This is a genomic window from Klebsiella sp. HMSC16A12 (genome assembly GCF_001808265.1).
In the GTDB taxonomy this organism is placed as follows: Bacteria; Pseudomonadota; Gammaproteobacteria; order Enterobacterales; family Enterobacteriaceae; genus Klebsiella; species Klebsiella pneumoniae.
Window position 1 is genome coordinate 107,731 of sequence record NZ_KV792621.1, and the last position, 25,947, is coordinate 133,677.

The following is a 25,947-nucleotide window of genomic DNA, read 5'->3' on the forward strand; positions in this document are numbered from 1 at the left end:
GGTCGCTGACGAACGTTACCCGCCCGCGGCGTCCGAGACTATGCTTCCTGTTCGCGCCAGGCAAATTCAACCTCTTCGGCGAGGATTTTCACTCCGGCTTCGATTTTTTGCGGGTCCGGTACATAGTTCATGCGCATACACTGGTGGGTGTGCGGCCACGGTTTATCCAGACCAGGGAAGAAGTAATCCCCCGGCACCATCAGCACGCCGCGCTTTTTCAGCCGCTGATACAGCAGCTCGGTGGAGATCGGCAGATCCTTAAACCACAGCCAGAGGAAGATTGCCCCCTCCGGTTTGTGAATAAGGCAGCGCTCCTCCGGCAGATAGCGGCGAATAATGGCGATGGTTTCCTGCACCCGCTGGTAATAGAAGGGCTTGATCACCGTCTCTGACAGGCGCAGCAGATCCTGTCGTTTAATCATTTCGCACATCATTGCCGGCCCGATGCCGCCAGGGGCGAGGCTGATAATGCCGTTCATGTTGCTGATGGCGGTGATGATTTTTTCGTTGGCGATGATAATCCCGCAGCGGCTGCCCGGCAGGCCCAGCTTGGACAGGCTCATACACAGCACGATGTTCGGATTCCACAGCGGTCGGGCGTCGCTAAAGATAATGCCCGGGAACGGCACGCCGTAGGCGTTATCAATCACCAGCGGGACCCCGTGCTGATTCGCCAGCGCATCCAGTTTGATCAGCTCTTCATCAGTGATGACGTTGCCGGTCGGGTTGGTGGGGCGCGAGACGCAGATCATCCCGGTCTCTTCCGTCACCTGCAGATGCTCAAAATCAACATGGTACTTAAACTGGCCTTCCGGCAGCAGTTCGATGTTCGGCCGGGTGGCAACGAACAGATCCTCTTCCAGACCGGCATCGGCGTAGCCGATGTATTCCGGCGTCAGTGGGAACAGTACCTTACGGGTGGTGCCATCTGCCCGACGGCCTGCAAACAGATTAAATAAGTAGAAAAATGCGCTCTGACTGCCGTTTGTTAGCGCAATATTCTGTGGTTCGATCTCCCAGCCCAGCTCGTCGCGCAGCATGTTCGCCAGCAGAGCCAGCAGCTCGCTTTTGCCCTGTGGACCATCATAATTACAAAGCGCATCAAGGGCTTTGCCATTATCCAGCATGTCGGCCAGCAGCTGCTGGAAGTAGTCATTCATTTCCGGGATCTGAGCGGGGTTGCCGCCGCCCAGCATAATAGCGCCCGGCGTGCGCAGACCGTCATTAAGGTCTTCCATCAAGCGGGTGATGCCTGAATGACGGGTGAATTTGTCGCCGAAAAGGGAAAATGTCATCGCGAATAGTCTATCGGTGGTTCTGGAAAGTGGCTAACCATAACGCCAGCGCTGGCGTGGTGCAAATCGGCGGGAGGAGGCGGCTTTTTATCTTTATCCTGTAAATTGCTATTTTGTTAGCGTTTTGTTCTGAATGGCTCCCCGCCAGGGCGGAGAGCCACCTGTGGATTACTGCTGCTGCCCGGCCCAGATGACCATCACTTTGTCTTCACCGCTCTCACGCACGAACCCGTAACCACGCGACATCGACAGCGTTGTCTGTTTGCCCATGCCGATTGCCGGATGGCGAGCGCGGAACTGGCCGATCTTCTGCCAGTGGGTAACGCTGCGGGCCGCCTTGCCGTTGACATCCTGCCAGTTCATCTCCGAGCGGGTGCCCTGCAGCGGGTCCGAGCCGGTGGGGCCGAACGGGCGCGATGATTCGTCGCCATAGAAAATCTGCACGGCGCCAGGGGCCAGCAGCAGTAGCTCCGCCGCGGTGGTGCCGCCTTCGCGGAACAGCCGCGTATCGTGCGAGGAGAGGTAGCTCAGGACGTTAAAGCTCTGCAGCTTGTCCGCCATTTGCTGCCAGGTGAGGTCAATATTGGCCATACAGGTCGCCGCTTTCGCCGCCTGGTCCTGGTAGTCGAAATTGATCATCGCATCAAAACCGTGGCGATAATAATCGCTCTGCATCACTCCATGTCCCCAGGCTTCGCCAGTCATCCAGAACGGCGCCGCATCCAGCGCTTTATCCGGATTGGCTTTCTTCCACTCCGCCAGCGCGGCGGTGGCCTGGGTTTTTAACTGCTGCCAGGCGTCCATCTCCACATGTTTGGCGGTATCGACGCGGAAGCCATCGATGCCGTAGTCACGTACCCACTGGCTCAGCCAGTGTGTCAGATAGTCGCGCGGCGTATAGCCCGGGATCGCTTTCGCTGCGGTGTCTGGTTTATGGCTATAGAAGTTCGGCAGGCCTGAGACCTCCTTCGATTCGGTTTTCAGGTCCGGCAGGAAGGCCAGCGACATGGTGAGATCGTCATAGCCCGGATTGTCGTAATCGCCGATATCGGTGCGGATCCACTTCTTACCCCACCATTTCTCCCACCCGGCTTTGTCGCTGAAGTTGATATAGTCGTTAAAGCTGTGCCAGGTCTGTCCAGCGCCCGGCTTCCAGTCCGTCCAGCGCTCGCCGAGAGTTTTTTTCAGCTCATCTCCTTGCAGATACAGGGAGCCGAACTGGAACTCCTGCATGTCGGCCAGGGTAGCGTAACCGGCATGGTTCATCACCACGTCGAACAGAATACGTATTCCGCGCTTATGCGCTTCATCCACCAGTCGGCGGAGATCCGCTTCGGTCCCCATGTTGGCGTCCAGTTTCGACCAGTCCTGGGTGTAATAGCCGTGATAAGCGTAGTGAGGGAAATCGCCCTTCGTGCCGCCGCCGACCCAGCCGTGGATCTGCTCGAGCGGGGAGCTGATCCACAGGGCGTTAACTCCCATCTGCTGCAGATAATCCAGCTTGCTGGTTAATCCCTGCAGGTCGCCGCCGTGGAAGGTGCCGATCTCCTGCATGCCGTCTTTATGGCGACCATAGCTGTTGTCGTTGGCCGGGTTACCGTTTACGAAGCGATCGGTCAGGACGAAGTAGACGGTGGCATTGTGCCAGTCAAACGGCGCCGGGGCGGCGGTCTCGGCACGCTCGAGTAGCAGCAGGCCATTGCTGCCGAAGGCGGGCTGCAGGGTGATTTTGCCGCCGCTGACGGTCGCGACATTACCGCTGTAGAAATCGCGGACCTTGCTGCCCTCGGCGAAGGTTTTGCTGACGTCGATGGTCAGAGGTTTTCCGTCCCACTTCGGACACTGGCGGATCTGCGGCGCCGCGGCGCTGGTCTCTTTTTCCTCCAGCGAAATCATCATCGTTGGCGTGCCGGAACGGGTATCCACCTCCAGGGTATACAGACCCTGGCGGAAGATGCGCCATTGCGGCGGTGTGCCGCGACAGGGCTCCATGGACAGCATCTGGTTGAGCTTAATGCCGCCGGAAGGCTGCCAGCACTGCTGGTCAAAATTTAGCTGCAGGGGACGTGTACCCTTCTCAACCACTTTCTGGCTGATGAATCGGCCGGTCCCTTCTTCGGTAAAAGCAGGAAAGTCGGTGGTAGTCCAGGCGGCAAAGGCCATCCCAGGCACGAATAACGTGGCAAGCGCAGCGAGTTTCATTGCGAGATCCTGTGAGCGGTTTTTATCTAGTGTGCCTTGTCGCCGCGCGGGTGAACTCCTCCTGACGCGCGTTTTACCAGGAGGATGAAAAGGGGTGAGTGACACCGCTCAAAAAATAGGCTAAAAATGAGACGAAGCTAGCATTTTCGCGCTGGCGATGCGCCGCAGAAACCGATTTCAGATGACAGCAATTCGGAATTGGACTATTTCTGTTGATGCCCTCAGTGCGTATTTTTGATACTATTAGCGATTCAGCTATCGTTTTTTTGTGAAAAACAAGGTGTTGGAATGCATATATCCGACCAGGAGACCTGATGATATCGAATCCCATACGACGATATGGGGCCGCCATACTTATGTTACTAACCTGCATCTTTTCAGGTAGTGTGTTGGCGACAACGCACACAGCGACAAAGAGTCATAAAGCCCCAACGGTAAAGAAGATAAGTAGTACTAAGGTAAGCAGTAAACAAGAGTATTCTCGCAATAGTGTAAAGAGCAGTTCACTTCCTGACTTGCGAAAATACCCTTCCGGAACACCAAGGAAAAAAGCGTTTCTCCGGACGGTCATGCCTTATATTACCAAGCAGAATCAGGCGATTACTGCGGATCGTAACTGGCTTATTTCCAAGCAGTACGATGCTCGCTGGTCACCGACTGAGAAGGCGCGCCTGAAGGATATCGCTTCCCGTTATAAGGTGAAGTGGTCAGGCAATACGCGTCATGTGCCCTGGAACGCGCTGCTTGAGCGTGTCGACATTATTCCGAACAGCATGGTGGCGACCATGGCGGCGGCGGAAAGTGGCTGGGGTACCTCCAGGCTGGCGCGCGAGAATAACAACCTGTTCGGCATGAAGTGCGGCGCCGGTCGCTGCCGCGGCGCGATGAAAGGTTACTCGCAGTTTGAGTCGGTAGAGCAGTCGGTGCAGGCTTACGTAACAAACCTGAACACCCACCCGGCCTATTCTTCTTTCCGCAAGTCGCGCCTGCAGCTGCGCAAGGCGGATCAGGAAGTAACTGCCAGCACCATGATCCATAAGCTGAAGGGGTATTCGACCAAAGGGTCGAGCTACAACAACTATCTCTTCGCGATGTATCAGGACAATCAGCGGCTCATCGCCGCTCATCTGTAATCCGGATGCCCGGCCTTGTCGCCGGGCATTTTTTTACCCTACAGCATCACCTCGCTGTGCCGATCGCGGTACTCCTTCGGCGTCACGTCGTACTCCTTCTTAAACACCGAATAGAAATATTGCAGCGACGGATAGCCGCACATCTGCGAAATCTCATTGATCGACAGACTAGTGGACACCAGCAGGCTACGCGCCTTTTCCAGTTTTTCGCTGTGGATCACCGTGTGGATGGTCTCCCCGACCTCCTCTTTGAAGCGTTTTTCCAGATTAGAGCGAGAGATGCCCACGGCGTCGAGCACCTGTTCCACCTTGATGCCTTTGCAGGCATTGTTGCGAATGTAATGCATCGCCTGTATCACGGAGGGATCGTTTAACGACCGGTAGTCGGTGGAGCGTCGCTCAACGACGCGCATCGGTGGGATCAGCTGGCGCTGCAGCGGGAGGGCCTCGTTATTCAACAGCCGGTGGAGTAATTTTGCCGCCTGATAACCCATCTGGCGGGTGCCCTGGGCGACAGAGGAGAGGGCGACGCGAGAGAGATAGCGGGTTAGCTCCTCGTTATCGATGCCGATAACGCACAGTTTCTCTGGCACCGGGATATGCAGCAGCTCGCAGGCCTGCAGGACGTGGCGGGCGCGGGCGTCGGTGACGGCGATGATGCCGGTTTGCGGCGGCAGGGTTTGCAGCCAGTCGGCGAGCCGGTTTTGCGCGTGCTGCCAGTTCTCCGGCGCTGTCTCCAGCCCCTGGTAGACCACGCCGCGATACTTCTCCTTCGCGACCAGCTGGCAGAAGGCATACTCGCGCTCTACCGCCCAGCGTTTACCGCTGGAGGTGGGGAGTCCGTAAAACGCGAAGCGGTGCACCCCTTTTTCCTTCAAATGGAGAAAAGCGCTTTCCACCAGCGCGGCGTTGTCGGTGGCGATATAGTGGACCGGCGGGTACTGCTCTGGCTGATGATAAGATCCGCCGACGCCGACGATGGGCACGTGGACATCGGCCAGCAGCTTTTCGATTTCGGGATCGTCATAGTCGGCGATAACGCCATCGCCCAACCACTCTTTGATGTTTTCGATGCGTGCCCGAAAGTCCTCTTCAATAAAGATATCCCACTCCAACTGGGAGGCCTGCAGATACTCGCCGACACCTTCAACTACCTGGCGGTCATAAGCTTTGTTGGCGTTAAATAACAGCGTAATACGGTGACGCTTTTCAAACATAGATAATGTTCCTGCTCTAACCCCGGTCATACCCCTTCATTCAAGATGTTGCCGATGGCCTGACTTACCACTCATCCCGGCCACGTACGCCGGTACGCGGCCGGGGGCGCCGTCTGCAACCCGAATGATGTTGGGTATACACTACCGGCTAATGCCCGAGATATTTCAAGCGCCTTATGGCGAAGTTTGGCGGTAGCGCAAAGAATTCAGACATTCTTCAGAGAGTCTCTGCTTATGCGCGCCGCTTGGTGGCAGAGTCCATCCACACCGCCAGCAGCAAAATGGCGCCTTTAACGATATATTGCCAGAAGGTAGCGACGTCCATCATGCTCATGCCGTTATCCAGGGCCGACATAATAAACGCCCCCATTACCGCCCCGGCGACGCTGCCGATGCCGCCCGCCAGGCTGGTGCCGCCGATGACGCAGGCGGCGATGGCGTCCAGTTCGGCGATATTGCCCGCCGAAGGCGACCCCGCGCCGAGCCGTGAGCTGAGGATTAGCCCGGCAATGGCGACCATCAGGCCGTTAATGGCAAACACCGCCAGCTTGGTACGCTCGACGTTAATCCCGGACAGACGGGCCGCCTCCAGGTTGCCGCCGATGGCGTAGATGCGGCGACCAAAGGCGGTGCGGGTGGCCATAAACAGGCCCGCCAGCAGCAGGGCGGCGAGGATCAGCACCGGGGTCGGTACGCCGCGATAGTCATTGAGCAGCCAGATTGCGCCCAGCACAATCACCGCGGTAATGGCCTGGCGGCCGACGGCGGCGGTGGAGGACGAGGTCGCCAGACCTAATGCCTGCCGGCGCATCCGCCCGCGCCACTGCCAGACGATAAACACCGCCATGCCGACAACGCCGATGCCGAAGCCGATGCCGTCTGGCAGGTAGCTTTGGCCGATCTGCGACATCGCCGGGCTGGTGGGCGAGACGGTGGTCCCGTTGGTGATGCCGATCAGAATGCCGCGAAACGCCAGCATCCCGGCAAGGGTGACGATAAACGAGGGCACTTTGCGATAGGCTACCCACCATCCGTTCCACGCGCCGAGCAGCAGGCCCATCACCAGCGTCACCAGAATGGTGAGCGGCAGCGGCCAGCCGAGCCAGACGTCAAAGATCGCCGCAGCGCCGCCCAGCAGCCCCATCATCGAGCCAACGGAGAGGTCGATTTCTGCCGAAATAATCACAAACACCATGCCGACGGCGAGGATGCCGGTGATGGCCGTCTGCCGCAGCAGGTTGGAGATGTTGCGTGCGCTCAGGTAGGCGCCATCGGTAACCCAGGTGAAAAACAGCATAATGACGACGATGGCGGCGATCATCACGAAGACCTGGAGATTCAGCCCTTTCAGCGCCGGCAGGGCCGCGGGGGCGGTTGGGGTGAGTTTGATTTCAGACGACGTGTTCTTCGACATGGCGTTCGCTCCTCAGCGCGGCTTCCATCACCTGTTCCTGGGTCAGATGTTGATTAACCAAATTGGCTTTTAGTCTGCCTTCGTGCATGACCAGCACCCGATCGCTGAGACCGAGCACCTCGGGCAGTTCGGATGAAATGACAATGACCGCGATGCCCTGCTGCACCAGCTGGTTAATCAGTTTATAAATTTCATACTTCGCCCCGATATCGATGCCACGGGTGGGTTCGTCGAGGATCAGAATGCGCGGATTGAGCAGCAGACAGCGCGCCAGAATCGCCTTTTGCTGGTTGCCGCCGCTCAGACGGCCAATCGCCAACTCCGGCGAGGAGGTTTTAATTTTCAAACGCTGAATGGACTGCTGAATGCAGTGCTGCTCGGCGGCGTCGTCCAGGCTGCTCATTGCGCCGGTGAACTGGTTGAGCGCCGCGAGGGTAATGTTTTTGCCCACCGCCATCACCGGCACGATGCCGTCTTTTTTGCGGTCTTCCGGCACCATGGCGATGCCGTGGGCAATGGCCTGCTGGCAGTTAGAAATGCTCACCGGCTGGCCATCAATAAAGATCTCCCCTTGCCAGCGCCCCGGCCAGACGCCGAACAGGCACTGTACCGCCTCGGTACGTCCGGCGCCGACCAGCCCGGCGATGCCGAGGATTTCTCCGCGACGCAGGGAAAATGAGACGTCATTGACCCGTTTAATATGGCGGTTTACCGGGTGCCAGGCGGTTAAATGTTCAACCCGCAGGATCTCCTCGCCGTGGGCGTGCGGCTCGCTGGGATAGAGCGCGGTGAGCTCGCGGCCGACCATCATGGTGATGATATCGTCTTCGCTCATGCCGCTGGCATCGCGGGTGCCGATGTGCTGGCCGTCGCGGATCACGCAGATCGTATCGGAGATCGCTTTGACCTCATTGAGCTTATGCGAGATATAGATGCAGGCGATATCGTGGTTTTGCAGATCGCGAACGATCGCCAGCAGCGTCGCGGTTTCTTGTTCGGTTAAGGAGGCGGTCGGTTCGTCGAGGATCAGCAGGCGAACCTGTTTATTCAGCGCCTTGGCGATCTCCACCAACTGCTGCTGACCAAGGCCGAGGTCGCCGACGCGGGTATCGGGGGAAATGGGCAGATTGACCTGCGCCAACAGCTTCTGACAGCGCAGCGTCATGGTTTCATAATCCAGCAGACCATGGCGGGATATCTCGGCGCCGAGGAAAATATTCTCCAGCACGGTGAGATGTTTCACCAGCGCCAGCTCCTGATGAATAATGGCGATGCCTTTGCGTTCGGTATCGCGAATATGGTTTGCCTGCAGCGTTTCGCCGGCAAAAATAATCTCGCCCTCATAGCTTCCGTGCGGATAGATACCGCACAGCACCTTCATCAGCGTCGATTTCCCCGACCCATTTTCACCGCATAACGAGACCACCTCGCCTGCGTTCAGGCGCAGGCTGACGTTATCCACGGCTTTAACAGCGCCGAAGGTTTTGGTGATGTTCTTCATTTCGAGTAGCCAGGTCATAAAGACTCCGCAACAGTGATATCCGGCGGGATGAAAATGACGCCCCGCAGCGGGGCGTCAGCCATTACAGTTCACTCTTTTTATGGAAACCGTCTTTAATCACCGTGGCGTCGATATTCTCTTTATTTACCTCAATTGGCGTTAACAGGCGCGAAGGGACGTCTTTTAAGCCGTTATTCAGCGTGGTATCGGCCTTCGGCTGCTTATCGTTACCCAGCTCAACGGCGATTTCAGCGGCGTTGGTGGCCAGGGTGGTAATCGGTTTATAGACGGTCATCGTCTGGGTACCGGAAATAATGCGCTTCACGCCCGCCAGGTCGGCATCCTGACCGGAGATCGCCACTTTGCCGGCCAGCCCCTGGGCGGTTAAGGCCTGGATGGCGCCGCCGGCGGTGGCGTCATTGGAGGCGACCACGGCATCGATCTTGTTATTATTCGCCGTTAGCGCGTTTTCCATTATTTTCAGCGCGTTCTCCGGCAGCCAGCCGTCAACCCACTGATCGCCGACAATCTTAATTTTGCCATCATCGACATACGGCTTGAGAACCTTCATCTGTCCGGCGCGGAACAGTTTAGCGTTATTATCCACCGGCGAACCGCCCATCAGGAAATAATTACCCTGCGGCACTTTGTCGACCAGACTTTGCGCCTGCATTTCACCAACTTTTTCATTATCGAAAGATATATAGAAATCAATGTCGGCATTATTAATCATACGGTCATAGGCCAGGACTTTAATACCTTCCTGCTTGGCTTCTTTAATAACGTTACTGAGTACCTGGCCGTTATAAGGAATAATGACTAACACATCGACGCCGCGGTTGATCATGTTTTCAATTTGCGACATCTGCGTTTCTTCATTGCCATTAGCGGACTGGACAAAAACTTTGGCGCCTAAGGATTCCGCTTTATTGACGAAAATATCACGGTCTTTCTGCCAGCGCTCCAGACGCAGATCGTCGATGGCCATGCCAATCTTCACTTCTTTCGCCATCCCCGCCATGCTGGCGAGCAGGAGGGAGCTGGCGCAAAGCGTAAGGCAAAGGTTCTTTATCTTCATAATAACGATACCTTTTTTGTAAGGGTAGGTAAGACGAACGGAAAATAATGTTTGATACATGAGGTTGCGGATACGTTACAGATTCTTAACGCGGAAAGCAGGGCTGGCAATTACCGGTTCTTATTTTGCCGTTATGAAATTTCGTTTAATGTGCAAATTATGACGGCGATCGTATTTTATTCATGCACGCTCTTATTATTGCACTGGACTGTCTCTGACAAAGCGGCGCAACGGTGACTGGATATTATTTTTGCGAGCTGGCGCACGTTTGTGGATTCTCTCAATGGCGGTGTGAAATAACGTAATTGAGGAAAATGAAAGCGAAATTCTATATTGGCTTAAACCCGTCATACTTCAAGTTGTAGGTGGGTTGGTGACATTCGTTGCTCCGCCCCCGGTTACCGGGGACTCGCGCTCCTGCCGCCTTCCTGCAACTCGAATTATTTAGGGTATCTGATTGGTTATTCGCCGCATCTCTGAATATGGAGTTCTCTATGCAGACCTATTTCGATCAACTCGATCGCGTTCGTTACGAAGGCCCGAAATCCACTAACCCGCTGGCTTTCCGTCATTACAACCCGGATGAACTGGTGCTGGGCAAACGGATGGAAGATCATCTGCGTTTTGCGGCCTGTTACTGGCACACCTTCTGCTGGAATGGCGCCGATATGTTTGGCGTGGGCTCCTTTGATCGTCCCTGGCAGCAGCCTGGCGACGCCCTGGAGATGGCCAAACGCAAAGCCGATGTGGCGTTCGAATTCTTCCATAAACTCAACGTGCCTTACTACTGCTTCCACGACGTTGACGTCTCGCCGGAAGGCGCTTCGCTCAAGGAGTACAGCAATAACTTCGCCCGGATGGTCGAGGTGCTGGCTGAGAAACAGCAGCAGAGCGGCGTGAAGCTTCTGTGGGGGACCGCAAACTGCTTTACCAACCCGCGCTACGGCGCCGGCGCGGCCACCAACCCGGATCCGGAAGTATTTAGCTGGGCGGCCACCCAGGTGGTCACCGCCATGAATGCCACCCATCAACTGGGCGGTGAAAACTATGTGCTGTGGGGCGGTCGCGAGGGCTATGAAACCCTGCTGAATACCGACCTGCGCCAGGAGCGTGAGCAGATTGGCCGCTTTATGCAGCTGGTGGTGGAGCATAAGCATAAAATCGGCTTTAAAGGCACGCTGCTGATTGAGCCCAAACCGCAGGAGCCGACCAAGCATCAGTATGACTATGATGCCTCTACCGTTTACGGCTTCCTCAAACAGTTTGGTCTGGAAAAAGAGATTAAACTGAATATTGAAGCTAACCATGCCACGCTCGCCGGCCATTCGTTCCATCATGAAATTGCGACGGCCATTGCGCTGGGGCTGTTCGGCTCCGTTGACGCCAACCGCGGCGATCCGCAGCTGGGCTGGGATACCGACCAGTTCCCGAACAGCGTCGAAGAGAACGCGCTGGTGATGTATGAAATCCTCAAAGCGGGCGGCTTCACCACCGGCGGGCTCAACTTTGATGCGAAAGTGCGCCGGCAGAGCACCGACAAATACGATCTGTTCTATGGTCATATTGGCGCGATGGATACCATGGCGCTATCGCTGAAGGTCGCGGCGCGGATGATTGAGGACGGCGAACTGGATAAGCGCGTGGCCAGACGCTACGCCGGCTGGAACGGTGAGCTGGGGCAGCAGATCCTTAACGGGCAGATGACCCTGAGCGATATTGCCCAGTATGCCGCTCAGCATCAGCTGGCGCCGCAGCATCGCAGCGGCCAGCAGGAACAACTGGAAAACCTGGTCAACCATTATCTGTTTGACAAGTAATCATACGGCGGCGCCCGGGGTGACCGGCGCCGCAACCAGGATGCTCTGTTCGCGCCACGCTCAGCCGTGGCGCGCGTTTAAGGAGAGGGAGTATGTATATCGGCATCGATCTGGGGACGTCGGGCGTCAAAGCCATCCTGCTCAATGAGCAGGGTGAGGTAGTGGCATCGCATACCGAAAAACTCACCGTCTCGCGTCCGCATCCGCTGTGGTCGGAGCAAGATCCCGAACAGTGGTGGCTGGCGACGGACACGGCGATGAAAGCCCTGGGCGCGCAGCATAGCCTGCGCGACGTGAAGGCGCTGGGCATTGCCGGACAGATGCACGGCGCCACCCTACTGGATAAATCGTTACAGGTGTTGCGTCCGGCCATTTTATGGAATGACGGCCGCTGCGCCGAAGAGTGCCAGCTGCTGGAAGACAAAGTCAGCGCTTCCCGGCAGATCACCGGCAACCTGATGATGCCGGGCTTTACGGCGCCGAAGCTCTTATGGGTACAGCGCCACGAGGCGGCAGTGTTCAGCCAGGTCGATAAAGTTCTGCTGCCCAAGGATTATCTGCGCCTGCGCATGACCGGCGAGCTCGCTAGCGATATGTCTGACGCCGCCGGCACGATGTGGCTGGACGTCGCCCGGCGCGACTGGAGCGACGAGATGCTCGCCGCCTGCGATCTCAGTCGGGATGCGATGCCGGCGCTGTTCGAAGGCAGCGACGTCACCGGGCAACTGCGACCTGAGGTGGCGCAGGCGTGGAATATGCCACCGGCGCTGGTGGTGGGCGGGGGGGGCGACAACGCCGCGGGCGCGGTCGGGGTCGGCATGGCCGATGCCGGTCAGGCGATGCTGTCGCTGGGTACGTCAGGCGTCTACTTCGCCGTCAGTGAAGGGTTCCTTAGCAAACCCGAAAGCGCGGTGCACAGCTTCTGCCATGCCCTGCCGGGCCGCTGGCATTTGATGTCGGTGATGCTCAGCGCGGCCTCCTGTCTGGACTGGGCGGCAAAATTAACCGGTCTCGCCAGCGTGCCGGCGCTGATCGCGGCGGCGCAGACGGCGGATGAAAGCGCCGGTCCGGTGTGGTTCCTGCCCTATCTGTCTGGCGAACGCACGCCGCACAACAACCCGCAGGCTAAGGGCGTCTTTTTTGGCCTGACGCATCAGCATGGGCCGGCAGAGCTGGCGCGGGCGGTGCTGGAAGGGGTGGGCTATGCGCTGGCGGATGGTATGGACGTGGTGCACGCCTGCGGCATCAAGCCGCAGAGCATCACGCTTATCGGCGGCGGGGCGCGCAGCGCTTACTGGCGGCAAATGCTGGCGGATATCAGCGGCCTGCAGCTCGATTACCGTACCGGGGGCGATGTCGGCCCGGCGCTGGGGGCGGCCAGGCTGGCGCAGCTGGCGGTTCACGACGAGGCAGACCGCCCCGGGCTGCTGAAGCCGCTGCCGCTTGAACAAGCCCATCGCCCGGACGATCGCCGTGTGGCCCACTATGCGCCGCAGCGGGAAACCTTCCGCCAGATTTATCAGCAACTGAAACCGCTGATGTCTTAGCCTCAGTCCGTCCGGCAGCGCCGGGCGGATTCCCTTCCTGAATGTCCCGGCTACATCCATCCATAAATGCGTATTTATTTATTCCGAAATCTCCGCTTTGTCGTACGTAATCTGAGGCATCGCCGAGGGAGTCGGTCATAATCAGCCCCTGTCGACCAGGGAGGTGAGATGATCACAAAACGCAATATTGCCAGGGGGATGATGGCGACAGGATCGCTGGTTTATCTGCTCGGTATCTGGCGGACCTGCCCGCTGTTCAGCGGCAAAGGGTATTTTCTCGGCGTGCTGGTGATGGGGATGTTTGCTGTTCTCGCCCATCAGCGCGCCAGTCAGTGGCAGGAACAGGACGACGGTTTTATTGCCTTATGCCGGCTGGTGCTGCTGCTATCGGTCGGCCTGCTGCTGGTCGGCGCCTGGTATGTACCGGCAGACTGGCATGAAAAAGCCGTCTATATCGCGGCATGGTTTGTCTGCTTATATGGCGCATCGGCAACCCCCGAACGGACCCGCATCGCCCGCGCGATGCAAAAAACGGAATAAGCGCCGCCCCGAGGCGCGTAAAAGGTAAAAAGTGATGGAAAACAAGCACGCGACGTATTCTCCTGCGTTTCATTTGATCTCCTGGATTGCCCTGATCGGCGGCATCGTCACCTATCTGGTGGGGCTGTGGAATGCCGATATGCAGTTGAATGAGAAAGGCTATTATTTTGCCGTCCTGGTACTGGGGCTGTTTGCCGCGGCATCTTATCAAAAGACGGTGCGCGATAAGTATGAAGCCATTCCGACCACCGCGTTGTACTACACCACCTGTCTGGTGGTCTTCGTTATCGCTGTAGGTCTGCTGGTTATCGGACTGTGGAATGCCACTCTGCTGCTCAGCGAGAAAGGGTTCTATGGGCTGGCGTATTTTTTGAGCCTGTTTGGCGCTGTTGCGGTACAGAAAAACGTGCGTGATGTCTGGGACCCGACGCGCTTACGGGAACCTCTCAGCGTGACGGAAGAGGGGCCTGAGACGTAAGTCGGGCCCCTCCGGGCGGCGGACCGTTAGCTGACCAGCCGGCGGCTATCAATCCGCTGCACCAGGCCTGACAGCAGCAGGCTGCCGAGCAGGGCGGCGCTAAATATCCACACAATATCCAGCAGCGGCCAGCGGGATAGCTCCAGATGGCTGGCGCGCAGCGCATGCACTATCAGGGCATGAAAGCCGTAGATCCCCAGCGAATGTCGCGCAATGCAGGCGATACCGGGCAGGGGACGCGCGTTAAGCCAGTTTTTGGCCAGCGTCAGCAGGGTGACCGCGCAAACAAACACCGCCGGTCCGCAGTAGAGATACCAGGTGTCGCCGAAGTCTCCGCGCCAGCGCAGCTCATGCAGCGTGCCGCGGGAAATGACCCACACGGCGGCGATGAACAGCGCGGCGCAGAGCGGTGTTAGCCATTTTTTATCGGTGTCCAGGGTGCCAATGGCTCTGCCCAGCACGCCGTAGAGCACGTAGTAGAAGGTGTCGCCGTTGATATAAAGGTTGACTGGCAGCCACTCAATCCCGGCGGCTTTAACGCTGACCATATTGGGGTTGGCCAGAATGCCGAGGATCGCCATCAGCGCCAGCAGCATTGTGCTACTGGTGGACTTAACCTGAATCAGCGGCGAGAGCAGGTAGATGACGGCGATAGCAAAGAAAAACCACAGGTGGTAGAAGACAGGCTTCTGCAGCAAATTCTTTAACGACAGCTCGACGTTGATATGGGTAAACAGCGTGATATACAGCAGAGATAGCGCGCTATAGAACGCAATGCACAGGCCAATCCGCCAGAAATGGCGCGGCTGGGCGCTGCGTTCCCCAAAAAAGAGGTAGCCCGAGATCATAAAAAACAGCGGCACGCTGACGCGGGAGGCGGAATTGAGCAGATTGGCGATATCCCATTGCAGCAGGGTAATCGCATGGGGGTGAGTGATATACCAGCTGGTGCTGTGGATCATCACCACCATCATGCAGGCGATGCCGCGCAGGTTGGTGATCCAGTGTATCTTTTCTTGCATCAGTCCCTCAATGTCTGCTGGAGAAATAAGATATGACCTGCCCGGTTTCCCGGTGTCGCAATAGATTAGTCTGAGTTTTCGGTCACAGACTTGTCGCAGTTTCATGATATTCGCAAAATACCTGTAATACTGAATCTTTAGGATAACAACTTGCTAACAAGGCGGTGGAGGAGAACGTGGTGAAAGGTGTTGTTTCCGTCATGCTGGTGCTGCTCCTCGCGGGCTGCAGCGAGACCGTCTCCCCGCCGACGCAAAAAGCGCAGCGCGCTCGTATTACGCCGCAAACCACGCTCAATATGGCGCAGCTTTGCAAGGATCAGGCGGCTATCCGCTATAACACGCAAACGCAGCTCGTTGACGTGAACCACTTTGAACAATTCCAGGCGAGCTATGAGCTTTCTGGCCGTACCGGCAAGAATGAGCGTTTCATCTGTTCCTTTGACCCGGACGGCCAGTTTATGCATCTTTCGATGCGCTGAATCGACCCCGCCTGGCGTAAATTTCGTCCGTTTTCCTGAAACAACGCCGTTTCGTACTGTATATCTCGCAGCCAGCGGGTATACTGACTCCTTCCTTTAAATCCACACGTATCCAGCACGAAATCATATGCAAAAGTTTGATACCAGGACCTTCCAGGGCCTGATCCTGACCTTACAGGATTACTGGGCTCGTCAGGGCTGCACCATTGTTCAACCACTGGACATGGAAGTCGGCGCCGGCACCTCTCACCCGATGACCTGCCTGCGCGCGTTAGGGCCGGAGCCAATGGCGACCGCCTACGTGCAGCCTTCCCGTCGTCCAACCGATGGCCGCTATGGCGAAAACCCGAACCGTTTACAGCACTACTATCAGTTCCAGGTGGTGATTAAACCCTCTCCGGACAACATCCAGGAGCTGTACCTCGGGTCGCTGAAAGAGCTGGGTATGGACCCGACTATCCACGACATTCGCTTTGTCGAAGACAACTGGGAAAACCCGACGCTGGGCGCCTGGGGTCTGGGCTGGGAAGTGTGGCTCAACGGCATGGAAGTGACGCAGTTCACCTACTTCCAGCAGGTCGGCGGCCTCGAGTGTAAGCCGGTGACCGGCGAGATCACCTACGGTCTGGAGCGTCTGGCGATGTACATCCAGGGTGTGGACAGCGTCTATGACCTGGTCTGGAGCGATGGCCCGCTGGGGAAAACCACCTACGGCGACGTGTTCCACCAGAACGAAGTGGAGCAGTCCACCTATAACTTCGAATATGCCGACGTCGACTTCCTGTTCACCTGCTTCGAACAGTATGAGAAAGAGGCCCAGCAGCTGCTGGCGCTGGAGACCCCGCTGCCGCTGCCGGCCTATGAGCGTATTCTGAAAGCGGCTCACAGCTTCAACCTGCTGGATGCGCGTAAAGCCATCTCCGTCACCGAGCGTCAGCGCTATATCCTGCGCATTCGCACCCTGACTAAAGCAGTGGCGGAAGCGTACTACGCTTCCCGTGAAGCGCTCGGCTTCCCGATGTGCAACAAGAATAAATAAGAGGCGGCCATGTCTGAGAATACTTTTCTGGTGGAAATCGGCACTGAAGAGCTGCCACCAAAAGCGCTGCGCAGCCTGGCGGAATCTTTTGCTGCGAATGTGACCGCGGAGCTGGATAACGCTGGCCTTGCGCACGGTAAAGTGGAATGGTTTGCCGCCCCGCGTCGTCTGGCGCTGAAGGTGGCCAACCTGGCGGCGGCGCAAGCCGATCGCGAAGTGGAAAAACGCGGCCCGGCTATTGCCCAGGCGTTCGATGCCGAAGGCAAGCCAAGCAAAGCGGCCGAAGGCTGGGCGCGCGGCTGCGGTATCACCGTCGATCAGGCCGAACGTCTGACCACGGACAAAGGCGAGTGGCTGCTGTATCGCGCCCATGTGAAGGGCGAAAGCACCGAAGCGCTGCTGCCGAACATGATTGCCAGCTCGCTGGCGAAGCTACCGATCCCGAAACTGATGCGCTGGGGCGCGTCTGACGTCCACTTCGTGCGTCCGGTACACACGGTGACTTTGCTGCTGGGTGACAAAGTGATCCCGGCCACTATCCTCGGTATTCCGTCCGATCGCGTGATTCGCGGCCATCGCTTTATGGGCGAGCCGGAGTTCACCATCGACCATGCCGACCAGTACCCGCAGATCCTGCTGGAGCGCGGTAAAGTCATCGCCGATTACGAACAGCGTAAAGCCAAAATCAAAGCTGATGCGCAAGAGGCGGCGCGTAAGATTGGCGGTCAAGCCGATCTGAGCGAAAGCCTGCTGGAAGAGGTCACCTCGCTGGTGGAATGGCCGGTGGTGCTGACGGCGAAGTTCGAAGAAAAATTCCTCGCGGTGCCGTCTGAAGCGCTGGTTTACACCATGAAGGGCGACCAGAAGTACTTTCCGGTCTACGACAACGCCGGCAAACTGCTGCCGAACTTTATCTTCGTGGCCAACATCGAGTCCAAAGATCCGCAGCAGATCATCTCCGGTAACGAGAAGGTGGTCCGTCCGCGTCTGGCCGATGCCGAGTTCTTCTTCAATACCGACCGTAAAAAACGTCTGGAAGATAACCTGCCGCGTCTGGAAACCGTGCTGTTCCAACAGCAACTTGGGACTCTGCGCGACAAGACCGATCGCATCCAGGCGCTGGCGGGTTGGATTGCCGAACAGATTGGCGCTGACGTGAACCACGCAACCCGCGCGGGCCTGCTGTCCAAGTGCGACCTGATGACCAACATGGTCTTCGAGTTCACCGACACCCAGGGCGTGATGGGGATGCACTACGCGCGCCATGACGGCGAAGCGGAAGACGTGGCCGTGGCGCTGAACGAGCAGTATCAGCCGCGATTTGCTGGCGACGCGCTGCCGTCTAATCCGGTGGCCTGCGCGGTAGCGATTGCCGATAAGATGGACACCCTGGCGGGTATCTTTGGTATCGGTCAGCATCCGAAAGGCGATAAAGACCCGTTTGCGCTGCGTCGCGCCGCGCTGGGCGTGCTGCGTATCATCGTTGAGAAGAACCTGGATCTCGATCTGCAGACGCTGACCGAAGAAGCGGTTCGTCTGTACGGTGAGAAGCTGACCAACGCCAACGTGGTTGATGATGTGATCGACTTTATGCTGGGCCGCTTCCGTGCCTGGTATCAGGACGAAGGCTACGGCGTCGACACGATCCAGGCGGTACTGGCGCGTCGTCCAACCCGCCCGGCGGATTTCGATGCGCGTATGAAGGCGGTATCGCACTTCCGTACTCTGGAAGAGTCCTCCGCGCTGGCGGCGGCAAACAAACGTGTCTCTAACATCCTCGCGAAATCCGATGAGACGCTGAACGACATCGTTCACGCTTCGGTGCTGAAAGAAGCGGCGGAAATTAAGCTGGCGGGTAATCTGGTGGTGCTGCGCGACAAGCTGCAGCCGTATTTCGCCGCAGGCCGTTATCAGGATGCGCTGATCGAGCTGGCCGCGCTGCGCGAGCCGGTGGATGAGTTCTTCGAGAACGTGATGGTTAACGCTGAAGACAAAGATGTTCGCATCAACCGTCTGACGCTGCTGTCCAAACTGCGTGAACTGTTCCTGCAAGTGGCGGATATTTCTCTGCTGCAGTAAGCGTATCGGTAATAATAAAGACCTGCCTCAGGGCAGGTTTTTTTATACGTGAAATATAAATAGGTGAACCGTTAATAATTCTGCCATTGATATCTTCATTATTTGCATTCATCGATGAGAAAAGTTTTAGGAATATATAAACATAATTCCGAGAGGTATTTACGCTAGAATGGCGGCGGGTGCTTGAGACTATGTGTCTCAGGTATTCAGCGGGAGACAGACAGAGAAAAGCCCCACCTGATAGTAATCAAAGTGAGGCTCCCCTATGCATGAACACCATAAGAGTAGCCTCTTACTTGTTGAAAATCAACACTGGAGGCGTGGAATGCCGCAAAAGTATCTGTTGTTTGGCTTAGTAGTGATTTGCTTCACTATTTTATTATTGACCTGGATGGTTCGTGATTCGCTATGTGAATTACAGCGCAGGCAGGGAAATATTGAGCTGGTGGCATTCTTAGCCTGTGATATTAAACAGTAAGAGCATCTGGTGGGGATCTATCCCCACCATGCTTGCGGTGTCAGGCATTCTCAATGCACCCTTTCATTGTTCACCAAATAAATCCTTTGCCTCCTGATATCAGGAGGCCTTTTTATTTTTACAAGATCGTTGAATAAAACAGGCTTGCAACGCATACCGGAGTGTGGCTATCCTATGTCCCGACGAATCCCTCGTCTCACCGGAGCGCGCCCCACAAATGAACAAACACGACTGATGAATTTCACGCCTTACCTCGCAGACCTTGCGGGTAGGGGAGTATTGATTTCATTCAGGAGTGCTTATGGCTCATTGCGCCCACATCCCCGCTTTTGTTTTACATCAGGTCACCTGTCAGTTTGCGACGGGACAGACCCTGTTTGGTCCGCTCAGCGTCTCGCTGGAACCGTCCCTTTGCGGCCTGGTCGGCCGGAACGGCGTCGGCAAGACGCGTCTGCTGCGTCTGCTGGCGGGCCTTGATTCTCCTGCCGGCGGCCATATTGAGCGCGCCGCCGCCGTTGCCTGGGTAGCGCAGCAGCCGACGCTCACGCCGGAGACCACCCTCGCTACGCTGCTGGGCTATGCGTCGGTTTTTGCCGCCTTGTCTCGCCTTGAACAGGGCCAAGGGCTGGCCGACGATTTCGATCTGTTAGATGGTCACTGGGATCTCACCGATCGCCTGAGTTTAGCGTTCCGTGAAGCCGATCTCCCGCCGTTCTCTGCCGATCGCCCCGCGTTTTCACTCAGCGGCGGCGAGCGGATGAAGGCTCTGCTGTGCGGCGCCTTCGTCTCGGGCGCCGATTATCTGCTGCTGGATGAGCCTACCAACCATCTGGACCGCCAGGGGCGGGAGTGGCTCTATCACCAACTGGAAAGCTGGCAGGGCGGGGCTCTGATCGCCAGCCACGACCGCGAGCTGCTGACGCGGATGCCGAGGATTATTGAGCTGACGCCGATGGCGCTGCGCAGCTACGGCGGCAACTATGATGAATATCAGCGCCAGCGTATGGCGGAGCAGCAGGCCGCGCGCGCGGCGCTGGAGCATGCCGTGACCGACCGACGGCGCACCCGCGCGCGAATGCATAAGGAGCATGACGCCGCCCAGCGGCGCTCGGCTCAGACGCTGCGTACCGTTGATACGCTAAATATCGCCTCCTTCGAACGCGTGAAGTACAAAGGAGCGGCAAAAGAGCGCCCGGGAACGCTGCGCCGTCAGCATCGTGAACAGAACAGCAGTCTAAATGCCGCCGTGCAGCAGGCGCGGGAGCGGGTTGAGGAAGAGACCCCAGTGATGTTTACCCTGCCGGGTAGCGAAGTGGCCGCCGGCAAGCAGGTACTGGTGGTGGAGTCATTACAGCTCGACCATGCGCCGGCTGCGCCGCTGAACTGGCGTATCGATGGCCCGATGCGCATCGCGCTAAAGGGGCCAAACGGCTGTGGCAAAACCACTTTGCTGAAAACGCTGTTGGGGCTGGAGCAGGCCGCGTCAGGCGATGTCCGGCTTTCGGTGAGCGCCGCTTACCTCGATCAACATCTGACGCAGCTGGATTTATCCCTGTCGGTAATGGCGCACCTGAGCCTGGAAGATACCCCACTGGATGAGGGCCTCCTGCGCACCCGCCTGGCGCAGCTCCAGCTGGGCGCGGATAAGGTCACTCTGCCGCTGTCGGCGCTCAGCGGCGGCGAGCGCCTGAAAGCGGCGCTGGCGTGCGTGCTCTGGCGACGCGAGCCTGCCCAGCTGCTTTTGTTGGATGAGCCAACCAACCATCTCGATTTAGCATCGACGCAGGCTATTGAAAGCGCGCTGGCGGCGTTTCCCGGCGCGATGCTGGTGGTGTCGCATGATGAGGCGTTTTTACAAGGTCTGAAGCTGACCCATAGTCTGGCGTGGCGGGAGACGAGCTGGCACTTTTCCCTGCTTTGAATGCCCGGTAGCCGCCATCTTATGCTGGCGGCTACTGGCGACAGATAAAAAAAATCCCCGCCATCAGGCAGGGATTCTCGATTCTTAGCGGCTTGAACTTACAGAGAAGTTACGTTGCCAGCTGCCGGGCCTTTAGCGCCGCTTTCGATGGTGAAGGATACTTTCTGACCTTCGTCCAGGGATTTGTAGCCATCGTTCTGGATAGCAGAGAAGTGTACGAACACGTCTTTAGAGCCATCGTCAGGAGTGATGAAGCCGAAGCCTTTGTCAGCGTTGAACCATTTTACGATACCAGTCATTTTACCGGACATAGTGAATTACCTTTAAAAAAATAAGTGAGCCTTGCGGCGTAGGGGTCTGGACTACAGATTTAAAGCGATAAAGGGAAAGTTCACTACGGGGGTATCTTTGGATAACCTTAGAAGGACTGCTCTATTCGACTGCTCTGTGGTCTGTACATCAAACCTGCGAGCATTAACGCACGTTCAGCACCTGATAGCAAACTTTTTTTTACGGTGCAGCGGCAAAAGCTCCCTTACTGGCCTTTGCCGCTGCGCGCGAGATTAATCGAGTAATTGTCGTGAAAGCTGTGGATTGGCCTGAATCAGGCGCATCAATTTCAGCTCAGTGGGAGACGGTCTAACCCGTCTCGACTCCCACTCTCTTACCATGGCGACGCTCACGCCCATGACGTTGGCAAAGTCGTCAATCTTAAGTCCAGTGCCTTTACGCAGTTGCTCAAATTCACTAAACACAGTGGACTTACGGTTTGAGGTAACTTTCTGATTATCATCCTTAAAAACGATGTGTTCCAGGCTGCTCAGCAGTTCAAACACGGGATCTTTATATTCCATTGAGAACTCCTTTTATCACACAGCGGAAAAGATTTTTCTATAGCTCATTAAGAATAGTCAGAAAATGGCGCAAGGGATGGTAACGTCGGTGATTATTTGCCAACAGGCTATCGAATCTGCCCCGACAGCCAAACGGCAGCGTAGCCTAAAAGAATGATTATTAACGCGATGAGGTGGCTTCGAAAATTTTTGTAAACGGATAAGAAAAAAGCGGCAAAGCCGGCGCGGGGCGCCGGCTTATAGGGTTAGGCTTTCTGCAGGCTTCTCGCCTCATCTGTCGTCGCCGGCACGGATTTACTGACCCGGTACTTGATCAGCAGCGCAATGGCTGACAGGAACGCCGGGATGGCCAGCAGGGTGAAAATGGTCTCAAAGGAGAGCTGAGCCTGCATCAGGAAGGCGCCGCTGAACGCGCCGAGGATGCCGCCGAAGCGGCCGATACCCAGCATCCAGGCGACGCCGGTGGCGCGCCCCTGCGTCGGATAGAAGCCAGCCGCCAGCGCCGGCATCGACGACTGCGCGCCGTTCATAATGCTGCCGGCGATAAAGACCATCACTCCCATTAGCGCCAGGCTGCTGGTGGAGAACCCCACCAGGCAGACAAAAACGCCGGTCAGCAGCCAGCCGACGGCCACCACTTTATTGGGATTGATCTTGTCCATCAGGGCGCCGAGGATCAGCACGCCAATCCCGCCGCCGAGCGGGAACAGGGCGGTGATAATTGAGGCCTGACTCATCGAGGCGCCGGTTTCACGGATGAGCAGCGGCAGCCAGCTGGTCAGCAGATAGAAAATCAGCAGACCCATAAAGTAGGTCAGGCACAGCATCACGGTACCCACCGCGTAGCGAGGGGAGAAAATGACGCCGATCGCGGATTTCTCTTTCACCTGGCCTGCTTCGCGTAGTACAAATTCCACTGCCTTCGGCAGCGGCGCGATACGGCGCAGGATAGCAGCAATGCGCTGCGCCGGGTGCTGCTTCACCACCAGATAGCGGACGGACTCTGGCAGCAGGAATATTAATGCCACCGCCAGCAGGAGGGGCATCACGCCGCCCAGCACCAGCACGCTCTGCCAGCCATAGTGCGGGATCATCCAGGCGGATAAAAAGCCGCCCAGCGAAGATCCCATCGGAAAGCCGACAAACATCAGGTTCACCAGCAGCGCCCGACGGCGCTCCGGCGCATATTCACTCATTAGCGTCGCGGCATTCGGCATCGCCGCGCCAAGGCCCAGACCGGTCAGGAAGCGCAGCAGCGTCAGCTGATTAAGGCTGGTGGCGAAGGCGGTGAGCAGGCTGAATCCGCCGAACACCACGATCGACATGATCAGCACTTTTTTGCGGCCGATGCGGTCAGCCAGCGGCCCTGCGGTTAAGGCGCCGACCGCCAGGCCCACCAGCGCGGCGCTCATCACCGGGCCGAGGGCCGATTTTTCCACGCCCCACTCTTGCACCAGGTCGGAGGCGATGAACCCGATAATTGCGGTATCGAACCCGTCCATCGCGACGGTGATAAAGCAGAGCGCAAGGATCATCCACTGGTAGCGGGTGAAGGGGTGCTCGTTGATAAAGGCCTGAATGTCGATGGTTGTCTTAGTCATACGGCTTTCCTGGCAGACTGAGCGAGGGACAGAGGTTTATTATTATCGTCGCCTTCGCGTCGTTGAGTTTGATTTGTGCGATAATCGAACATATCGCCGTTAATCGCTCATTCATCAAATCATTGAAGTGCGAGGCAGGCAATCCAGACGCGTGCCAAAGCGTGCGATTATCGTCCGCTTTAAGGCGCAGTGCCGGGTTGTGGCTTTTTATTTATATTAATATCAATGGCTTATGAAGTTCTGGCCCACCTGATCTTAAGACCATATTTGTGATGCGCATAACAGACGTTCTACAGCGCGACGATGGCGTGCAAAATGGTGTTTTTCCCGCGTAAGATTAGCAGGAAAGGGTATCCTGCGAGGCCGAGCTGGACTATCCTTGTCAGCGTCTGGCACGTGTGTGCCGTTGTGCGCTTTTTTTGGCTGAAAGGAGTAAAAAAATGGCGACAGGAAAGTCCTGCTCTCGCTGGTTTGCGGCTATGGCGGCCTTATTGATGGTGGTTAGCCTGAGTGGGTGTTTTGATAAAGAGGGCGATCAGCGCAAAGCGTTTATCGACTTCCTGCAGAATACGGCGATGCGTAGCGGTGAACGTCTGCCGACGCTGACCGCCGATCAGAAAAAACAGTTTGGGCCTTTTGTCTCTGACTACGCGGTGATCTACGGTTACTCGCAGCAGGTGAGCCAGGCGATGGACGCTGGTCTGCGCCCGGTGGTGGACAGCGTCAATGCGATCCGCGTCCCGCAGGATTATATGACCCAGCGTGAGCCGCTGCGTCAGGCGAACGGCGCGCTGGGCGTGCTCAGCCAGCAGCTGCAGAATGCGAAAATGCAGGCCGATGCCGCGCATGGCGCGCTGAAGCAGGCTGACGATCTCAAGCCGGTCTTCGATCAGGTTTACGCCAAGGTGGTGACGGCGCCAGCCGACGCGCTGCAGCCGCTGATCCCGGCCGCGCAGATCTTTACCCAGCAGCTGGTTCAGGTTGGGGATTTTGTCGCTCAGCAGGGGACGCAGGTGAGCTTTGTCGCCAACGGCATTCAGTTCCCGACCTCCCAGCAGGCCAGCCAGTACAATGCGCTGATTGGGCCGCTGGCGGCGCAGCATCAGGCGTTTAATCAGGCATGGACGGCGGCGGTGAACGCCACCCGTTAATGCTTCATCTGGCTGACGTTGGCTGCGGCGAACGGGCAGGATGATGGACAGGATGCAAAAAGAACCCGGGGAGGGCGGTTGCCGCCGTTACCCGGGTTTTTTTATGGCTTATTTTACCTGCGGATTGACGCAGTTTTTCTCTACGTTGCCGTTCAGGGCGTCGATCAGGTTGTCCACCGCACAGGCCGCCATGTTGTAGCGCGTCTCATGGGTGGCGGAGCCGATATGCGGCAGCGCGACGACGTTCGGCAGGCTCAGCAGCGGTGAGTCCTTGGCCAGCGGTTCGTGTTCGAACACATCGAGACCGGCAGCGTGGATCTCACCGTTCTGCAGGGCGGCGATCAGCGCCTGCTCGTCCACTACCGGGCCACGCCCGGCGTTAATGAAGATGGCGGAAGATTTCATTTTGGCAAACTGCGCCTGACCGAACAGATGGTGAGTCTCTTCGCTCAGGGGCAGGATCAGGCAGACAAAGTCAGCCTCCTGCAGCAGGGTATCGAGATCGCAATAGCGGGCATTGAAGCGTTCTTCCGCCTGCGGATGCTGGCGACGCGCGTTATACAGGATCGGCATGCCGAACCCGAAGTGGGCGCGCTGCGCCAGCGCCATACCGATGCGGCCCATGCCGACGATGCCTAAGGTTTTATGGTGAACATCCGTGCCGAACCAGTCCGGACCAATGCTCTTCGTCCATTCACCCGCTTTGACGCGCTCCGCCACTTCCACCACCCGGCGCGCGGTACTCAGCACCAGCGCCATGACCGTATCGGCGACGGTCTCGGTCAGCACGGTCGGGGTATGCATCAGCAGCACCCGGCGGGCGTTCAGCGCCTCGACGTCGAAGTTGTCATAGCCAACGGAAACGGTGGAGGTCGCACGCAGCTTCGGCATCTTCTCCAGCAGCGCGGCGTCAACCTTTTCGCTGGAGCCCAGCAGGCCTTCAGCCTGGGCGAAGGCCTCAGCGTGCTGCGAAACGGTCTCCGGCCGCAGGTTTTTCACCTGAGTGACGGAAAAGTGCTCCTCCAGACGCTGTAGCAGGTCGTCGGGAAGCGTTTTATAGAGAATGACAGACGGCTTCATGCGAATCTCCGTAGTATGAGT

22 protein-coding genes are annotated in these 25,947 nt (G+C 57.3%); 11 read left to right on the forward strand and 11 right to left on the reverse strand.

Features of this window, described 5'->3' with window-relative positions:
- Positions 1 to 38 precede the first annotated feature (38 nt).
- Entirely contained in the window at positions 39 to 1,295 is a 1,257-nt protein-coding gene (avtA, locus tag HMPREF3140_RS16260; protein ID WP_002922359.1) for a valine--pyruvate transaminase, read from the reverse strand.
- A 168-nt stretch (positions 1,296 to 1,463) separates the two neighbouring features.
- Entirely contained in the window at positions 1,464 to 3,497 is a 2,034-nt protein-coding gene (locus HMPREF3140_RS16265; RefSeq protein WP_002922358.1) for an alpha-amylase, read from the reverse strand.
- A 314-nt stretch (positions 3,498 to 3,811) separates the two neighbouring features.
- Between HMPREF3140_RS16265 and HMPREF3140_RS16270 the strand changes: the two genes are divergently transcribed.
- The gene (locus HMPREF3140_RS16270) at positions 3,812 to 4,630 is read left to right on the forward strand and encodes a protein bax (RefSeq protein ID WP_004188166.1); all 819 of its coding nucleotides are present in this window, start codon (positions 3,812 to 3,814) and stop codon (positions 4,628 to 4,630) included.
- Positions 4,631 to 4,668: 38 nt separating this feature from the next.
- Here the strand turns inward: HMPREF3140_RS16270 and xylR are convergent, their stop codons facing one another.
- The 4 genes from xylR to xylF form a co-directional block, all read right to left on the reverse strand.
- Positions 4,669 to 5,847: a D-xylose utilization transcriptional activator XylR gene (xylR, locus tag HMPREF3140_RS16275; RefSeq protein ID WP_004145231.1), complete on the reverse strand. Its 1,179-nt coding sequence runs from the start codon at positions 5,845 to 5,847 to the stop codon at positions 4,669 to 4,671.
- 232 nt (positions 5,848 to 6,079) lie between these two features.
- Positions 6,080 to 7,261, reverse strand: coding sequence for a xylose ABC transporter permease XylH (xylH, locus tag HMPREF3140_RS16280; RefSeq protein ID WP_002922349.1), 1,182 nt, complete (start codon positions 7,259 to 7,261; stop codon positions 6,080 to 6,082).
- Positions 7,239 to 8,780: a xylose ABC transporter ATP-binding protein gene (locus HMPREF3140_RS16285; RefSeq protein WP_002922346.1), complete on the reverse strand. Its 1,542-nt coding sequence runs from the start codon at positions 8,778 to 8,780 to the stop codon at positions 7,239 to 7,241. The genes xylH and HMPREF3140_RS16285 overlap by 23 nt, the downstream gene beginning before the upstream one ends.
- A 64-nt stretch (positions 8,781 to 8,844) precedes the next feature.
- Positions 8,845 to 9,840 (reverse strand): D-xylose ABC transporter substrate-binding protein, encoded by a 996-nt coding sequence (xylF, locus tag HMPREF3140_RS16290; RefSeq protein ID WP_004152040.1) that lies wholly within the window; start codon positions 9,838 to 9,840, stop codon positions 8,845 to 8,847.
- Between the two features lie 494 nt (positions 9,841 to 10,334).
- Between xylF and xylA the strand changes: the two genes are divergently transcribed.
- The 4 genes from xylA (at position 10,335) to yiaA (ending at position 14,222) form a co-directional block, all read left to right on the forward strand.
- Positions 10,335 to 11,657, forward strand: coding sequence for a xylose isomerase (gene xylA, locus HMPREF3140_RS16295; RefSeq protein WP_002922139.1), 1,323 nt, complete (start codon positions 10,335 to 10,337; stop codon positions 11,655 to 11,657).
- A 92-nt stretch (positions 11,658 to 11,749) separates the two neighbouring features.
- Positions 11,750 to 13,204 carry a xylulokinase gene (gene xylB, locus HMPREF3140_RS16300; RefSeq protein WP_004150156.1) on the forward strand — a complete coding sequence of 485 codons (1,455 nt, stop codon included), beginning with the start codon at positions 11,750 to 11,752 and terminating at the stop codon, positions 13,202 to 13,204.
- 168 nt (positions 13,205 to 13,372) lie between these two features.
- Complete coding sequence (gene yiaB, locus HMPREF3140_RS16305) at positions 13,373 to 13,744, forward strand: inner membrane protein YiaB (protein WP_002922133.1); 372 nt, start codon at positions 13,373 to 13,375, stop codon at positions 13,742 to 13,744.
- Between the two features lie 31 nt (positions 13,745 to 13,775).
- Positions 13,776 to 14,222: an inner membrane protein YiaA gene (gene yiaA, locus HMPREF3140_RS16310; protein ID WP_004188180.1), complete on the forward strand. Its 447-nt coding sequence runs from the start codon at positions 13,776 to 13,778 to the stop codon at positions 14,220 to 14,222.
- A 26-nt stretch (positions 14,223 to 14,248) separates the two neighbouring features.
- Here yiaA and HMPREF3140_RS16315 read toward each other — a convergent pair whose 3' ends face one another.
- On the reverse strand, positions 14,249 to 15,244 hold the full coding sequence (locus HMPREF3140_RS16315) for an acyltransferase (protein WP_004145225.1): 996 nt from the start codon (positions 15,242 to 15,244) through the stop codon (positions 14,249 to 14,251).
- A gap of 179 nt (positions 15,245 to 15,423) precedes the next feature.
- On the opposite strand from HMPREF3140_RS16315, the gene HMPREF3140_RS16320 reads away from it, so the two are divergent.
- From HMPREF3140_RS16320 to HMPREF3140_RS16340, 5 genes are all read left to right on the forward strand, one after another.
- Positions 15,424 to 15,723: a YsaB family lipoprotein gene (locus HMPREF3140_RS16320; protein WP_002922129.1), complete on the forward strand. Its 300-nt coding sequence runs from the start codon at positions 15,424 to 15,426 to the stop codon at positions 15,721 to 15,723.
- Positions 15,724 to 15,850: 127 nt separating this feature from the next.
- Positions 15,851 to 16,762: a glycine--tRNA ligase subunit alpha gene (gene glyQ / locus HMPREF3140_RS16325; protein ID WP_002922128.1), complete on the forward strand. Its 912-nt coding sequence runs from the start codon at positions 15,851 to 15,853 to the stop codon at positions 16,760 to 16,762.
- A gap of 9 nt (positions 16,763 to 16,771) precedes the next feature.
- Positions 16,772 to 18,841: a glycine--tRNA ligase subunit beta gene (gene glyS / locus HMPREF3140_RS16330; RefSeq protein WP_002922127.1), complete on the forward strand. Its 2,070-nt coding sequence runs from the start codon at positions 16,772 to 16,774 to the stop codon at positions 18,839 to 18,841.
- A gap of 325 nt (positions 18,842 to 19,166) precedes the next feature.
- Positions 19,167 to 19,319 carry a type I toxin-antitoxin system toxin HokA gene (gene hokA, locus HMPREF3140_RS16335; RefSeq protein WP_002922102.1) on the forward strand — a complete coding sequence of 51 codons (153 nt, stop codon included), beginning with the start codon at positions 19,167 to 19,169 and terminating at the stop codon, positions 19,317 to 19,319.
- A gap of 301 nt (positions 19,320 to 19,620) precedes the next feature.
- A complete protein-coding gene (locus HMPREF3140_RS16340) occupies positions 19,621 to 21,240 on the forward strand; it encodes an ATP-binding cassette domain-containing protein (RefSeq protein WP_004214569.1) in 1,620 nt (539 codons plus the stop codon).
- A gap of 98 nt (positions 21,241 to 21,338) precedes the next feature.
- On the opposite strand, the gene cspA is transcribed toward HMPREF3140_RS16340, so the two are convergent.
- The 3 genes from cspA to HMPREF3140_RS16355 all read right to left on the reverse strand — a co-directional run bounded on the left by cspA (position 21,339) and on the right by HMPREF3140_RS16355 (position 23,695).
- On the reverse strand, positions 21,339 to 21,551 hold the full coding sequence (gene cspA / locus HMPREF3140_RS16345; protein ID WP_000014594.1) for a transcription antiterminator/RNA stability regulator CspE: 213 nt from the start codon (positions 21,549 to 21,551) through the stop codon (positions 21,339 to 21,341).
- 252 nt (positions 21,552 to 21,803) lie between these two features.
- Positions 21,804 to 22,094 (reverse strand): HTH-type transcriptional regulator, encoded by a 291-nt coding sequence (locus HMPREF3140_RS16350; protein ID WP_032412560.1) that lies wholly within the window; start codon positions 22,092 to 22,094, stop codon positions 21,804 to 21,806.
- 245 nt (positions 22,095 to 22,339) lie between these two features.
- Complete coding sequence (locus HMPREF3140_RS16355; RefSeq protein WP_004188196.1) at positions 22,340 to 23,695, reverse strand: MFS transporter; 1,356 nt, start codon at positions 23,693 to 23,695, stop codon at positions 22,340 to 22,342.
- Between the two features lie 440 nt (positions 23,696 to 24,135).
- Here HMPREF3140_RS16355 and HMPREF3140_RS16360 point away from each other — a divergent pair, with 440 nt between their 5' ends.
- Positions 24,136 to 24,846, forward strand: a complete 711-nt coding sequence (locus HMPREF3140_RS16360; RefSeq protein ID WP_002921929.1) for a DUF3053 domain-containing protein — start codon at positions 24,136 to 24,138, stop codon at positions 24,844 to 24,846.
- 108 nt (positions 24,847 to 24,954) lie between these two features.
- Here the strand turns inward: HMPREF3140_RS16360 and ghrB are convergent, their stop codons facing one another.
- Positions 24,955 to 25,926: a glyoxylate/hydroxypyruvate reductase GhrB gene (ghrB, locus tag HMPREF3140_RS16365; protein WP_004145219.1), complete on the reverse strand. Its 972-nt coding sequence runs from the start codon at positions 25,924 to 25,926 to the stop codon at positions 24,955 to 24,957.
- Positions 25,927 to 25,947 lie beyond the last annotated feature (21 nt).

Excerpts from the sequence above, each read along its gene's own strand:
- cspA (WP_000014594.1), bottom strand. The coding sequence starts at position 21,551 with ATGTCCGGTAAAATGACTGGTATCGTAAAATGGTTCAACGCTGACAAA.
- avtA (WP_002922359.1), bottom strand. The coding sequence starts at position 1,295 with ATGACATTTTCCCTTTTCGGCGACAAATTCACCCGTCATTCAGGCATC.
- xylH (WP_002922349.1), bottom strand. The coding sequence starts at position 7,261 with ATGTCGAAGAACACGTCGTCTGAAATCAAACTCACCCCAACCGCCCCC.
- HMPREF3140_RS16350 (WP_032412560.1), bottom strand. The coding sequence starts at position 22,094 with ATGGAATATAAAGATCCCGTGTTTGAACTGCTGAGCAGCCTGGAACAC.
- yiaB (WP_002922133.1), top strand. The coding sequence starts at position 13,373 with ATGATCACAAAACGCAATATTGCCAGGGGGATGATGGCGACAGGATCG.
- ghrB (WP_004145219.1), bottom strand. The coding sequence starts at position 25,926 with ATGAAGCCGTCTGTCATTCTCTATAAAACGCTTCCCGACGACCTGCTA.
- xylF (WP_004152040.1), bottom strand. The coding sequence starts at position 9,840 with ATGAAGATAAAGAACCTTTGCCTTACGCTTTGCGCCAGCTCCCTCCTG.
- HMPREF3140_RS16270 (WP_004188166.1), top strand. The coding sequence starts at position 3,812 with ATGATATCGAATCCCATACGACGATATGGGGCCGCCATACTTATGTTA.
- HMPREF3140_RS16355 (WP_004188196.1), bottom strand. The coding sequence starts at position 23,695 with ATGACTAAGACAACCATCGACATTCAGGCCTTTATCAACGAGCACCCC.
- hokA (WP_002922102.1), top strand. The coding sequence starts at position 19,167 with ATGCCGCAAAAGTATCTGTTGTTTGGCTTAGTAGTGATTTGCTTCACT.
- xylR (WP_004145231.1), bottom strand. The coding sequence starts at position 5,847 with ATGTTTGAAAAGCGTCACCGTATTACGCTGTTATTTAACGCCAACAAA.
- HMPREF3140_RS16285 (WP_002922346.1), bottom strand. The coding sequence starts at position 8,780 with ATGACCTGGCTACTCGAAATGAAGAACATCACCAAAACCTTCGGCGCT.
- xylB (WP_004150156.1), top strand. The coding sequence starts at position 11,750 with ATGTATATCGGCATCGATCTGGGGACGTCGGGCGTCAAAGCCATCCTG.
- glyS (WP_002922127.1), top strand. The coding sequence starts at position 16,772 with ATGTCTGAGAATACTTTTCTGGTGGAAATCGGCACTGAAGAGCTGCCA.
- HMPREF3140_RS16360 (WP_002921929.1), top strand. The coding sequence starts at position 24,136 with ATGGCGACAGGAAAGTCCTGCTCTCGCTGGTTTGCGGCTATGGCGGCC.
- HMPREF3140_RS16340 (WP_004214569.1), top strand. The coding sequence starts at position 19,621 with ATGGCTCATTGCGCCCACATCCCCGCTTTTGTTTTACATCAGGTCACC.
- xylA (WP_002922139.1), top strand. The coding sequence starts at position 10,335 with ATGCAGACCTATTTCGATCAACTCGATCGCGTTCGTTACGAAGGCCCG.
- HMPREF3140_RS16265 (WP_002922358.1), bottom strand. The coding sequence starts at position 3,497 with ATGAAACTCGCTGCGCTTGCCACGTTATTCGTGCCTGGGATGGCCTTT.
- glyQ (WP_002922128.1), top strand. The coding sequence starts at position 15,851 with ATGCAAAAGTTTGATACCAGGACCTTCCAGGGCCTGATCCTGACCTTA.
- HMPREF3140_RS16315 (WP_004145225.1), bottom strand. The coding sequence starts at position 15,244 with ATGCAAGAAAAGATACACTGGATCACCAACCTGCGCGGCATCGCCTGC.